Source organism: Streptomyces sp. NPDC047049 (assembly GCF_040643995.1).
Lineage (GTDB): Bacteria > Actinomycetota > Actinomycetes > Streptomycetales > Streptomycetaceae > Streptomyces > Streptomyces mooreae.
The window spans coordinates 168,228-180,694 of record NZ_JBEYVM010000006.1; the positions used below are offsets into that span (position 1 = coordinate 168,228).

The window sequence follows — 12,467 nt, forward strand, 5'->3', positions numbered from 1 at the left end:
CCCGGCCGGTGGAGGAGAGGAACTGCACATGGTGACCACGGCTCCGTACGGCGGCTGGACGTCCCCGATAGACGCCCGGGCGGTCGCCGCGCACGACGGCCGGCCCGCTTTCGTCGGCGTGGTCGGCGACGAGGTGTGGTGGACGGAGCCGCGGCCCGCGGAGGGCGGCCGGCGGGCGCTGGTCCGCCGGCGGCCGGACGGCACCGAGGAGTCGGTGCTGCCCGCGCCCTGGAACGTCCGCAGCCGGGTGCTGGAGTACGGCGGCCAGCCCTGGGCCGGCACGGTCACCGAGCACGGACCGCTCGTCGTCTTCAGCAACTTCGCCGACCAGCGGCTGTACGTCTGCACACCGGACGGCGGCGACGCCCCGCGCCCGCTCACCCCGCTCTCCGGCATCGGTGGCGGACTGCGCTGGGTCGATCCCGTGCTGCGCCCGGAGCTCGGCGAGGTGTGGTGCGTGCTGGAGGAGTTCACGGGCGACCGGCCGACCGAGGTGCGCCGGGTGATCGCGGCCGTGCCGCTCGATGGCTCCGCCGCCGAAAACCGCTCCCGGGTACGGGAGTTGAGCGATGACCGGCACCGCTTCGTGACCGGCCCGCGGATCTCCCCGGACGGGCGGCGGGCCGCATGGATCACCTGGGACCACCCCCTGATGCCCTGGGAGGGCACGCTGGTGAGGGTGGCCCGGGTCACCGGCAAGGGCGAGTTCGAGGACGTCCGGACGCTCGTCGGCGACCTCGGCACCGGCGCGCCGGGCGGCGGCGCGGCCGGGGAGTCCGTCGCGCAGATCGAGTGGGCGGCGGACGGCTCGCTGCTCTTCGTCTCGGACCGCAGCGGCTGGTGGGAGCTGCAGCGCATCGATCCCGGCGGCGGCGCGGAGCCTGGTGTGGGGCAGGAGGCGGGGACCGGGGAGGGCGACGGCGCGGTGGCCCTGTGCCCCTCCCGGCAGGAGGAGTTCGGCGGGCCGCTGTGGAATGTCGGGCAGCGCTGGTTCCTGCCCCTGGAGAACGGCACCGTCGCGGTGATCCACGGCCGCGGCTCCACCACCCTGGGCATCCTCGACCCGGTGACCGGCGAACTCGTCGACTCCGCAGGACCGTGGACGGAGTGGGCGCCCACCCTCGCCGTACAGGGCAGCCGCGTCCTCGGCATCGCCGCGGGCCCGCACAGCTCGTACGAGATCGTCGAGCTGGACACCTGCACCGGACACACCCGGGTGATCGCCTGCCGGCACGCCGACGTCCTGGACCCGGCCTACTACCCGCGGCCACGGAGCCGTACCTTCACCGGACCCGACGGCCGGGACATCCACGCCCACATCTATCCGCCGCACAACCCCGACCACCGGGCGCCCGACGGCGAGTTGCCGCCCTTCGTGGTGTGGGCACACGGCGGCCCCACCGGCCACGCCCCGATGGTGCTCGACCTGGAGATCGCCTACTTCACCTCCCGGGGCATCGGCATCGCCGAGGTCAACTACGGCGGGTCGACCGGCTACGGCCGGGAGTACCGCGAGCGGTTGCGCGGCCAGTGGGGCGTGGTGGACGTGGAGGACTGCGCCGCCGTCGCCCGGGCGCTCGCCGACGAGGGCACCGCCGACCGTGCGCGGCTGGCCATCCGCGGCGGCAGCGCCGGCGGCTGGACCGCCGCCGCCTCCCTGACCGCCACCGACCTCTACGCCTGCGGCACTATTAGCTATCCGATCCTGGACCTGACCGCCTGGGCCACCGACGAGACCCATGACTTCGAATCGCAGTATCTGGAGTCGCTGGTCGGTCCCCTCGCGGAGGTGCCCGACCGCTACCGCGACCGCTCGCCGCTGCACCGCGCGGACCGTATCGCCGCGCCGTTCCTGCTGCTCCAGGGCCTGGACGACGTGATCTGCCCGCCCGTGCAGTGCGAACGGTTCCTCGCCGCGGTCGCCGGGCGCGGTACCCCGCACGCCTATCTGGCCTTTGCCGGGGAGGGGCACGGCTTCCGCCGGGCGGAGACCATCGTGCGCGCGGTGGAGGCCGAACTCTCCCTGTACTCCCAGACCTTCGGCCTCGCCCGGAGCGATGTCCCGGTGCTGGAGCTGCGCGGATGACCGCGGCGGAGCGGGTACGTGCGCCACGGCTGCGGCCCGGCGACCGGGTGGCGGTGGTGGCACCCAGCGGCCCCCTCGCCCCGGAGCGGCTGGACCGCGGGCTGGACGTACTGCGGGGCTGGGACCTCGACCCGGTCGCGGCCCCCCACGCCAGGGACACCCATCCGACCCTGCGCTATCTGGCCGCGGCCGACGAGGAACGGGCCCGCGACCTGCAGGAGGCGTGGTGCGACCCCGGCGTCAAGGCCGTGTTCGCGGCGCGGGGCGGCTACGGCGCCCAGCGGATGGTCGATCTGCTGGACTGGGACGCCGTCCGGGCCGCGGCCCCCAAACCGCTGGTCGGCTTCAGCGATGTGACGGTGCTGCACGAGGCGTTCGCGGTGCGCGCCGGGGTGTCCACCCTGCACGGACCGGCCGTGGCCGGGGAGGTCTTCCTCAAGGACGACGCCACCCGCGAGCATCTGCGGCGCACGCTGTTCGCACCCGAGACCGTGCGGACCCTGGCGTCGCCGACCGCCCGGCCCCTGGTGCCCGGGCGGGCCCGCGGCGTCACCCTCGGCGGCTGCCTGACCATGCTCGCCACCGAGGTGGGCACCCCGTGGGCCAGGCGCGGCGCGGCGGGCGGCCTCCTGCTGCTGGAGGACATCGGGGAGCCGCCGTACCGCCTCGACCGGGCGCTCACCCAACTCCTGCGCGCCGGCTGGCTGGACGGCGTCGCCGGGATCGTGCTCGGGTCCTGGGCCGGCTGCGGTCCCTACGACCGGGTGCGGGAGGTGCTGAGGGACCGGCTGGGCGGCCTCGGGGTGCCGGTGGCCGAGGAGTTCGGCTTCGGGCACGGCGACAGTGCGCTGACCCTGCCCCTGGGTGTCCCCGCGGAGCTGGACGCGACGGCCGGCACGCTGGTCTTCGAGCGGCCGGCGACCGTCTGAACGGGCCTTTTGAGGCTGATGGATCGTCACGGCCGTTCGTTGCAGGGCGCGGGCGGCTGCCTGCCGCGTTGCCTCATATCGCCACCGCGCGGCCCGGCGGGGCGGTGCGACGGGGGCGTCGCAAGAGGTGTGACGTGAACTGACGTCCTAACGACGACGCACGCCAGGGCCGTTGATTCCCCCCTGCCCGTGAATCAGCATGAGCGCCCCACCACCGACTGGTTGGTACGACGTGTGTGGAGGTCCGCGTGCCCAGCGTGTCCCTAGGCAGGTTCCCCGGCATGTCCCGAGGCGTGTCCCGCCGCCCGCTGCTCCGCATGTCCCTCGCCCTGCTGGCCGGTTGCGCCCTCGTCACCCCGCTCGTCCTGACCGCCCCCGCACCCGCGGCGGCCGCCGCTGCCCCGTACACCGTCACCGCGCTGCAGGTCACCGTCCGGGCCGGGGACCGCAACTGCACCCTCGACACGGATGTCTACCGCCCGGCCGGTGCCGTCGCGGCCCGTCCGGTGCCCGCCGTGCTGACCACCAACGGCTTCGGCGGCGACAAGGCGGACGGCCCGACCGACGCCCTGGCCAAGGCCTTCGCCGCCCGCGGCTATGTGGCGCTGGCCTACTCCGGACTCGGCTTCGGCAAGACCGGCTGCCCGATCTCCCTGGACGACCCCCGGATCGACGGCCGGGCGGCAAGCGGGCTGGTCGACCTGCTGACCGGTGCCCGTACGGCCGACGACGGGACACGTATCGACTTTGTCGCCAAGGACGGGCCGGGCGATCCGCGGGTCGGCATGATCGGCGGGTCCTACGGCGGGGCGGTGCAACTGGCCACCGCCGCGGTCGACCACCGGGTCGACGCGCTGGTCCCCCTCATCACCTGGAACGACCTCTCCTACTCCCTCGACCCCAACAATGCCCGCCGTACGCCGGGCGCCGGCGGACCGCTGCCCGGTGCGTACAAGTGGCAGTGGACCAGCGGGTTCTTTCTGATCGGCGAGGCGCAGGGCCTGCTGCACCCGAACCTCGACCCGTCGCGGGCCGGCGGCGCAGGCTGTCTGCACTTCGTCGCCCAGGCCTGCGCGACCAAACGGCTGCTGGATTCCGGCCGCTATCCCGCCGGGCCGGCCCGGGCCGCGCTCGCTTATGCGCGCAGTGTCTCCCCGGTGTCGTATCTCGCCTCGGTCAAGGCGCCGACACTGCTGGTCCAGGGCCAGCGCGACAGCCTGTTCAACCTCAACGAGGCCACCGCCAGCTACCGGACGCTGGCCGCACAGGGCACCCCCGTCAAGATGATCTGGCAGGCCTGGGGTCACAGCGGCGGGATGCGGAAGCCGGCGCGGGGCGAACTCGACCTGGCGCGGGGCAATCTGGACACCAGCTACGCCGGGCGGCGGATCCTTGCGTGGTTCGACCGGTACCTGCGCCATCGGACGGCCACCGCCACCGGCCCGGCCTTCGCCTACCACCGGGACTGGGTGACCGGCGGGTCCGCCTACGCCACCTCGCCCGTCTTCCCGGCGGGCCGCAGCCGGCGGCTGTACCTCTCCGGGGACGGCACGCTCGTCGGGCGCCGCGGCGAGGTCGTGCGCGGCAACCGCGAGTACCGCAACCTGCCGACGGCCACCAGCCACTCGGAGAGTTCACTGGCCGGGCTGCTCGGCCTGCCCGACGTGGCGCCCTACGACGCCAGGGGCACCTACCTGGACTGGACGTCGCGGCCGGTGAGCGGCCGGCCGGTGGAGGTGGTGGGCGCGCCCCGAGTGACGCTGAAGGTCTCCTCGCCGCGGGCCGAGCGGGTGCAGAACTCCCCGGACGCGGCGGACAAGCTGGTGCTCTTCGTCAAGCTCTACGACATCGCGCCGCACGGCGGGAAGACGCTGGTGCACCGGTTGGTGGCCCCGGCCCGGGTGGGCGATGTGACCCGGAGGTTCACCGTGGAACTGCCGGGCATCGTGCACCGTTTCGAGCCGGGGCACCGGCTGCGCCTGGTCCTCGCCGCGAGCGACGACGCCTATGCGGGCAACCGGGGGATCAAGCCGGTGACGGTCAGCTCCGCACCCGAGGACACCGGGGTGCTCGAACTTCCCGTCACTCAAGGGGCCTTGCGGTAGCGGATGGGGTGGATGCCGTAGGGACAAGTTGGAGGGCGGAGGGTGCCGGGCGCGCCTCGGGCCGGGTGTCAGCCGGGAGCCGCGCGCGTCAGCCGGGCCGTCCGCGGGGGTGGTGGCTCAGTCGTCCGTGACCGCGATGGCCTGCACGGGGCAGGCGCGGGCGGCCTCGCGCACCAGCGGGTCGCCCGCGCCGTCCTCACGGCCGGGCAGCAGGGCGCTGAAACCGTCGTCGTCCTGGGTGAAGACTCCCGGAGCGGTCAGGGCGCACTGGCCGGCGCCGATACAGCGGTCGGTGTCGATGGTGATCCGCATTCCGGACCCCTTTCCTTCGTCTGCCGTCATGGCTGCTACCAGGCCAGCGGCAGTTCGATCATTCCTTGCAGGGTGTCGCCCGGCTTGAACGGAATCTCGGCGGCCGGCACGGCGAGGCGCAGGTCCGGGATCCTGGTGAACAGCGAGCGCAGCGCGATGTCCATCTCGGCGCGGGCGAGGTTCTGCCCCAGGCACTGGTGGATGCCGAAGCCGAACGCCACGTGGTGGCGGGCGGAGCGGTCGAGGTCCAGCTCGTCCGGCGACGGATAGGCGGTCTCGTCCCGGTTGATCAGTGAGGTGGGGAACAGGACACCGTCGTCGGCGCGGATGACCTGTCCGCCGATCTCGATGTCCTCCGTGGCCACCCGCAGCATGCCGTCCGCGATGGACAGGAACCGCAGCAGCTCCTCGACGGCCGCGGGCATCAGGCCCTCCTCGGCCTTCAGCTGCGCCAGCTGCTCGGGGTGTTCGAGAAGGGTGAAGGTGCCGAGCGAGATCATGTTGGCGGTGGTCTCATGGCCGGCCACCAGCAGGATCATGGCGAGCCGGACCAGCTCCTCGTGGGCGAGGTCGCCGGACCGCAGCCGTTCCTCGATCAGCTCGTCCAGCAGACCGTCGCCCGGGTTCTTCTCCTTGTGGGCGATCAGCTCGGTGAAGTACTCCTCCAGCTCGGTGCGGGCGGTCTCCGCCTCCTCGGCCGTAGGGCTGCGCAGCAGACGGCTGGACGCGTCCTCGAAGAACTCGTGGTCGGAGTACGGGACGCCGAGCAGCGAGCAGATCACCATCGAGGGGACCGGCAGCGCGAACGCGGAGACCAGCTCGGCGGGCGGGCCCTGGGCCAGCATCCGGTCGAGCAGTCCGTCGACGATCCGGTGGATGTCCGGCCGCAGCGCGGCGACCCGCTTCACGCTGAAGCTGGGGATCAGCATCCGGCGCTGGGTGTTGTGCTCGGGGTCGTCGACGCCGATCAGCGGGGTCCTGACCTGGCGGAGCGCCGCGAAGCGCGCGACCGGCATCGGGAAGGCAGGGTTCTGCCGGTCGGCGGAGAGCCGCTGGTCGGTCAGCAGCGCCCGTGCCTCGCTGTGGCCGGTTACCGCCCATATCGTGCGGCCGTCGTAGAGCGCGACATGCGTCAGCGGTCCACTCTCCCGCAGCGGCTGGTAGCCGGCGGGCGGGTGGTAGGGACAGGTGCGGTCCTGAAAGTAGGAGATGGCTTCGGTCACGGAATTCCTCCCGTACGAGGAGCTCAAGTGCATCGAGCTGCTCGGGTGTGAGATGTCAATGCTGAAGCGCGCCGTGTTGGTCGCGCTGATGTCACCTCATGCCTCGGATACCGGGCACGTCTACGCGCAGTTCGGCCATTTTCGTTCAGGTTCGCTCATTTTCGGAACCTTCACCTCCGTTCAGGGCCGTACGAGGGTTTCGATCACCCCGTCCAGATAGCGGTCGCGGGCGGCACCGTCCGGCAGGCTCTGTGGAACGGCGTGCCCGAGCTGGGTGTGCCCGAGGAAGGCGGTGTAGGCGAGCAGGCCGCGGTGCCGGGCCTCGTCCTCGGGAAAGCCCAGCTCCGTGAAGAGCGCGGCGACATAGCCGAGGCGCCGGGCGGTCACCCGGGCGAGCGCGGCGGCCACCCGCGGATGCGCGGCGCTCGCCAGCAGGGAGACCTCCCGCGGGTCCGCGGCGGACCGGTTCGCGGCCATCAGGAGCAGGCGCCGCAGCCGCCGGCCGGGGTCGGGCTCGGCCGCCACCTCGGTGATCACGGCCTCCGTGCCGATCTCTTCCCAGCGCTCCAGCGCGGCCTCGATCAGCGCGTCCCGGTTGCTGAAGTGCCAGTAGAAGCTGCCCTTGGTGGCCCCCAGCCGGGCGGCCAGCGGCTCCACGGCCACCGCGGCGAGCCCGCCCTCGCCCATGGCCGCGAGGGCGGCATCGGCCCAGTCCGCGGCGGTCAGCCGCTGCCGTGCGCCGCTGTCGCGGGGTGCCTTCGCTCGCTGTGCCGCCATATCCATACGGTACCGTACGGAGAAACATACGCCACCGTATGGAGGTGCCCCTGTGCGTACCGTCCGCAAGGTCCGTGCCCGTACCGCCCCCGCCCCCGCCACGACCGCCGGGACCTCGCCCGGCCGGTCCGCCCGCCTCCGCCCCTTCCACCGGCTGCTCGGCGACCGGCCCCGGGCCGTCCCCCTCCCCGCCACGGCCCGCCTGGCGCACGGCGCCTTCCCGCACCCGGACTTCCAGGACGCCTGGCAGCTGGACTTGCGCCCCGGCATGCCGCGGGAACCGGAGGCCTGGCAGGACATGCTGGGCCGGGCGGGCTTTTGTGTCCTCGGGCGCACGGAGCACGAGATCCTGCTCGGCGAGGACGCCCGCCACCTGGACTTCCGCGCCTCGATCCATCTCGCGGACGGCCACGTCACCCTCGGCACGGTGGTCCGTATCCACCGCCGGGCCGGCCGCCTCTACTTCGCCGTCGTCCGCCGTGTCCACCCGTTCGTGGTCCGCACGGTGCTGCGCCGTTTCCACCGCCGGCTGGCGCTCGCCGCACCGGGCGCGGGGGAGCGGCCGAGGGCGCGGGGGTGATCCGGGGCCCGTGCCAGACTGCCGCCATGGGGCGAGGACATGAGGGTGCGCGGCACAGCGGTACGGACCTGGCCTGGGCGGCCCTGGGCGGCGACCCGGCCCTGACGGAAGGGATCGCGTACGGCGGTCCCCCCGGCCTGCTGCCGGCCCGGCTGCCGGTCATGTCGCTGGCCCGGTCCACGGTCGCGGTCTGCGCGCTGGCCGCGGCCGAACTGGCAGCCCGGCGCAACGGCGGCCCGGTGCCCGCCGTACGGGTCGATGACGGCGCGGTGGCCACCGCCTTCCTCAGCGAACGCCATCTGCGGGTCGACGGCCGCGCCTGCTCGTCCTTCGCGCCGCTCTCCCGCTTCTGGCGCACCGCCGACGGCTGGGTACGCACCCACGCCAACTATCCGCACCACCGCGCCCGGTTGCTCCGCGCGCTGGGCCTCCCCGAGACCGCCGGGGGAGCGGACGTCGAGGCCGGACTGTCCGGCCGCCGGGCCGAGGAGATCGAGGAGACGGTCTGTGCCGCGGGCGGAATTGCCGTGGCCGTCCGCACCCCCGAGGCCTGGCGCGCCCACCCGCAGGGCACCGCCGTGGCCGCCCACCCGCTGCTGGCCCTCGCCCCCCTCGGCGACGCCCCGGCCCGTCCGCTGCCACCGCCCGCCGGCTCCCCGACGCTTCCGGCCGCCGGGATGCGGGTGCTCGATCTGACCCGGGTGATCGCCGGGCCGGTCGCCACCCGCACGCTGGCCCTGCTCGGCGCCGATGTCCTGCGGATCGACGCCCCGCAACTGCCGGAGAGCCAGGACGCCCACAGCGACACCGGCTTCGGCAAACGGTCCACCGCGCTCGACCTCGGTTCAGCCGCCGGCCGCGCCTCCTTCGAGGAACTGCTCTCCCGCGCCGACGTGGTGGTGACCGGCTACCGCCCGGGCGCACTCGACCGTTTCGGCCTCACCCCCGAGGCGCTGGCCGCACGCCGGCCGGGGCTGGTGGTGGCCCGGATCTCCGCCTGGGGCGACGACGGGCCGTGGGGCGGCCGACGCGGCTTCGACAGTGTGGTGCAGGTGGCCACCGGGATCGCCGCCGTCGAAGCGGACGCGGGCCCGGCATCCGCGGACGCAAAAGAGAGCAGCGGCGGAGCGCAGCGCCATGGCACCCCGGGCGCACTCCCCGCCCAGGCACTCGACCACGGAACCGGCTACCTGCTGGCCGCCGCCGTGCTCCGCGCACTGACCGAACAGTCCCGCACCGGAGGCTCGTTCCTCGCCACCCTCGCCCTGGCCCGCACCGCGCGGTGGCTGATGCACGACCTGGCGGACGACGCCGAGCCGCACCCCGGCCCCGGGGCCCCCGGACCGCAACCGGAGACGCCCGACGCCGGTGCCTACGACCCCGCGCACCACCTCCGCGACACCGACAGCCCCCTCGGCCGGCTCCGCCACGCCCTTTCACCCGTCTCCTTCGACGGCTCCCCGGCCACCTGGGCCACCCCGCCCGGCCACTGCGGCAGGGATGCCCCGGTGTGGCAGTAGGAGCGGGTGGCTGCGGAGGCGGGGGCAGCGAGGAGTCCGGATACCGGCCCGGATCCCGTCAAGGAGCGAGTTCGGCTTGGCGAAGGCTGCGGAACACCGCCGGGGTCGTCCATCCGCGCAACGTGGCGTGCATCGCCGATCGGAATGCGGCCTCAGCCGTGACGGCGTCGAGGGCCCCGGCCAGTTCGAGAGTCACGAGCCCGTGCAGGGTGGCCCAGACCGACAGGGCGATCGACGTGGCTTCGCCGTCGAGGACGGATGCCGCCAACGCGCGATCGATCGCCGCGAGGAGCGGACGGACCGGGTCACCGGCACCGACCTCCCCCGACGGATCGAAGGACTGCACACCACCGAACAGCACCGTGTACAGGTGGCTGTGTCCGCGCCCCCAGCGACGGTACGCGACGCCCAGCGCGTAGAGGTCGGTGAGGGGGTCCGCGGAGGTCTGCAGCGCCGACAGCTCCTGGAACAGGCCGGCGACGGCTCTGTCGCGCACCGCACCGATCAGCCTGTCCTTACCGCCGAACAAGGAGTACACCGCCGTCGTCGACGTCTCGGCAGCAGCGGCCACGGCGCGGACCGTGACCGACTCCCGTGGACGGGTGGCGAGCATCTCGGTCGCGCACACCACAAGCCGCTCTTTGACGGCCTCGTCGTTTGTTCTCGGCCTACCCACGACCAGCAGCCTACCCTCTCTGATAACGTCGTTTTGAAACAGCGTTCTGAAACTGGAGGTCCGCCGTGTCCGCATCCGCCATACGTCTCGTCCGCTGCGCCGGACGCTTACTGCCGGCCCTGGCCGCCATCGCGATGCTGGTCGTCGTCTTTCTCGCACTGATCGCCCTCACGGACGGGGCAGGCTCGGGGCTCGCCGCATGGTTGACGACCCTGGGAACCGGGGCTGTCCTCGCCCTGTGGCGGGGCCGGCGCCGCACTTGGCAGGCGCGGCTCGTGCCGTTCCTGCCAGTGGTTGTCGCGGCAGCATTGACGGCGGCGGTCTGCATCCCGACCGTGCCGACGGCCCGGCGGTACCCGCCCGCCCTGCCGTTCGTGACTACGCAGCACTGGAGCCTGACCACAGGCAGCCGGGTCGCGGTGTATCACTACCCGCCCGCGAACCCCGGCACCCGGCATCCCATCCCGTTCGTGTACCTCAATGGCGGACCCGTCCGTGGCATCTCGGTCCACGACCACCGGTTTCTGCAACTCCTGGCACGCCAGGGCTACGACGTCTACACCTACGAGCAGGCGGGTGGCGGACGAAGCGACCTGCTCCCCATGGGCCAGTACACGATCTCCAGGTCGGTCCGCGACCTCGCCGCCTTCATCGACCGCCTGAACAAGGGCAAGGTCGACATGCTCGGATTCTCCTCAGGCGGGGTCGTGCTCACCCGAGCCCTGGCCGACCCGGGCGTCGCCGCACGCTTGCACCGGGCGATCATCGCGGAGCCCGGCCCCATGGACGGTCCCACCGCACACATCACCGGGCACAAGGGCCGACAATCCGCACGGGGCCTCGCGCCGGCCATGACCGGACCGCGATCGACGCACGTCCCCCGGTACGCCGTGGCGTTCGGCCTCATGCGACTCGGACTTCTCAGCCCCGACACCGCACTGATCGGACAGGCCGAAGGCGACAACGCTTTCACCGCCGCAGACCTCGGCAGCGACACCGCATCGGCATACTGCGCGCGCGACGCGCACCGCATCCCGGCCGAGAACACCGCACAGAACTTCTCCTTCAGTCCTGCCGCCAGCCTTCGCGTCGAGCAGACGGTCAAGGACTCGCCCTCTCTTGCACCGCTACTGAGGCAGTCCCGGACCCCTGCGATGCTGATGATCGCCGAGTGCTCTTCCCAGATCCGTCAATGGGAGACCACCATCCTTGCCCATGACCCCGCCATCCAGCGCACGCAGTACATGCCCGGAGTCGGACACCACATGTGGAACGGCCTGGACGACAACAACGACCTAGCCGCCGCCGTCATCACCGGGTTCCTTCAGGGCAAGCCGGCTCCGCTGCCGAACTACCCGACCCGCGACGAGATCCCTGCCTTCCTGCGCGACCACAAATGACGACGTGGCAGACCGTCACCCGCGGCGGCACCACCGCAAACTGCTGGCCCACCGCCCTCCCCCTCCGTACGATCCTCCGGTGACGACCAACGACCGCTACCTCGCGCACGGCCCGCGGGTGGGCATCCGGCACTTCACCGCCGCCGACCGGGAGGAGTTCACCGCGCTGGCCCGGCAGAGCGCGGAACTGCACCGCCCCTGGCTCTTCCCGCCGGCCGAGCACGCCGCCTACGACGCCTATCTGCACCGGCTCCAGGAGCCGGCGCGCGAGGGCTTCTTGATCTGCGAGCTCGCCGACGGGCGGATCGCCGGCTATCTGACGGTCAACAACATCGTGTACGGCGCGTTCCGTTGCGGTGCGATCGGCTATGGCGCCTTTGCGCACGCCGCCGGGCGGGGGCTGATGAGCGAGGGTCTGCGGCTCGTCCTGCACCATGCCTTCGGGGAGATGGGGCTGCACCGGCTGGAGGTCAACGTCCAGCCCGCCAACGAGCGGTCGATCGCCCTGGTCAAGCGGGCCGGATTCCGGCTGGAGGGGTTCTCCCCGGACTTCCTCTTCATCGACGGCGCCTGGCGCGACCACGAGCGCTGGGCGATCACCGCCGAGATGGTCGCCGGGGAAGCCGTGTGATTCCGGACCGGCTGCGCTTCAACGAGCCGGGTCACCGCCGCGCAGCCGTCCGATGAGGCTTCCAGCAGCGGGACGTGCGCCTGATCTCCATGGCCGGCTGCGCACGATCCCACCCGTGCGGCGCTCCTCGCCGAAGCGGGCCTCTTGAGGTCCTTTTTGCGCAACCCTGACCGCACCCGGCCGCAAGGAGCCCTGTGCAGAGGGGCGGTCACGCGGTTCCATGGTCAA

Annotated in this window: 11 protein-coding genes; 7 read left to right on the forward strand and 4 right to left on the reverse strand. The window is 72.8% G+C overall.

The genetic code is table 11. From position 1 onward, the window contains the following. The first annotated feature begins 28 nt into the window (after positions 1 to 28). The 3 genes from ABZ851_RS17145 to ABZ851_RS17155 all read left to right on the forward strand — a co-directional run bounded on the left by ABZ851_RS17145 (position 29) and on the right by ABZ851_RS17155 (position 5,120). Positions 29 to 2,086, forward strand: a complete 2,058-nt coding sequence (locus ABZ851_RS17145; protein WP_361127778.1) for a prolyl oligopeptidase family serine peptidase — start codon at positions 29 to 31, stop codon at positions 2,084 to 2,086. Beyond that, positions 2,083 to 3,015 carry an LD-carboxypeptidase gene (locus ABZ851_RS17150; RefSeq protein ID WP_361127781.1) on the forward strand — a complete coding sequence of 311 codons (933 nt, stop codon included), beginning with the start codon at positions 2,083 to 2,085 and terminating at the stop codon, positions 3,013 to 3,015. Before ABZ851_RS17145 ends, ABZ851_RS17150 begins: the two co-directional genes overlap by 4 nt. Positions 3,016 to 3,296: 281 nt before the next feature. Beyond that, positions 3,297 to 5,120, forward strand: a complete 1,824-nt coding sequence (locus ABZ851_RS17155) for a CocE/NonD family hydrolase (RefSeq protein WP_361127784.1) — start codon at positions 3,297 to 3,299, stop codon at positions 5,118 to 5,120. A 117-nt stretch (positions 5,121 to 5,237) separates the two neighbouring features. On the opposite strand, the gene ABZ851_RS17160 is transcribed toward ABZ851_RS17155, so the two are convergent. The 3 genes from ABZ851_RS17160 to ABZ851_RS17170 form a co-directional block, all read right to left on the reverse strand. Further along, positions 5,238 to 5,432 carry a ferredoxin gene (locus ABZ851_RS17160; protein WP_336047968.1) on the reverse strand — a complete coding sequence of 65 codons (195 nt, stop codon included), beginning with the start codon at positions 5,430 to 5,432 and terminating at the stop codon, positions 5,238 to 5,240. Positions 5,433 to 5,467: 35 nt separating this feature from the next. Then, on the reverse strand, positions 5,468 to 6,655 hold the full coding sequence (locus tag ABZ851_RS17165; protein WP_361127788.1) for a cytochrome P450: 1,188 nt from the start codon (positions 6,653 to 6,655) through the stop codon (positions 5,468 to 5,470). 180 nt (positions 6,656 to 6,835) lie between these two features. Continuing rightward, the gene (locus ABZ851_RS17170; protein WP_361127791.1) at positions 6,836 to 7,438 is read right to left on the reverse strand and encodes a TetR/AcrR family transcriptional regulator; all 603 of its coding nucleotides are present in this window, start codon (positions 7,436 to 7,438) and stop codon (positions 6,836 to 6,838) included. Between the two features lie 46 nt (positions 7,439 to 7,484). Here ABZ851_RS17170 and ABZ851_RS17175 point away from each other — a divergent pair, with 46 nt between their 5' ends. Both ABZ851_RS17175 and ABZ851_RS17180 read left to right on the forward strand, forming a co-directional pair. Continuing rightward, the gene (locus tag ABZ851_RS17175) at positions 7,485 to 8,012 is read left to right on the forward strand and encodes a DUF2867 domain-containing protein (protein WP_361127794.1); all 528 of its coding nucleotides are present in this window, start codon (positions 7,485 to 7,487) and stop codon (positions 8,010 to 8,012) included. A gap of 26 nt (positions 8,013 to 8,038) precedes the next feature. Further along, entirely contained in the window at positions 8,039 to 9,532 is a 1,494-nt protein-coding gene (locus tag ABZ851_RS17180) for a CoA transferase (RefSeq protein WP_361127797.1), read from the forward strand. 58 nt (positions 9,533 to 9,590) lie between these two features. Here the strand turns inward: ABZ851_RS17180 and ABZ851_RS17185 are convergent, their stop codons facing one another. After that, positions 9,591 to 10,208 carry a TetR-like C-terminal domain-containing protein gene (locus tag ABZ851_RS17185; protein ID WP_361127800.1) on the reverse strand — a complete coding sequence of 206 codons (618 nt, stop codon included), beginning with the start codon at positions 10,206 to 10,208 and terminating at the stop codon, positions 9,591 to 9,593. A gap of 134 nt (positions 10,209 to 10,342) precedes the next feature. Here ABZ851_RS17185 and ABZ851_RS17190 point away from each other — a divergent pair, with 134 nt between their 5' ends. Both ABZ851_RS17190 and ABZ851_RS17195 read left to right on the forward strand, forming a co-directional pair. Then, the gene (locus ABZ851_RS17190; protein ID WP_361127804.1) at positions 10,343 to 11,608 is read left to right on the forward strand and encodes an alpha/beta hydrolase; all 1,266 of its coding nucleotides are present in this window, start codon (positions 10,343 to 10,345) and stop codon (positions 11,606 to 11,608) included. Between the two features lie 79 nt (positions 11,609 to 11,687). After that, on the forward strand, positions 11,688 to 12,239 hold the full coding sequence (locus ABZ851_RS17195) for a GNAT family protein (RefSeq protein ID WP_361127807.1): 552 nt from the start codon (positions 11,688 to 11,690) through the stop codon (positions 12,237 to 12,239). The last annotated feature ends 228 nt before the right edge of the window (positions 12,240 to 12,467 follow it).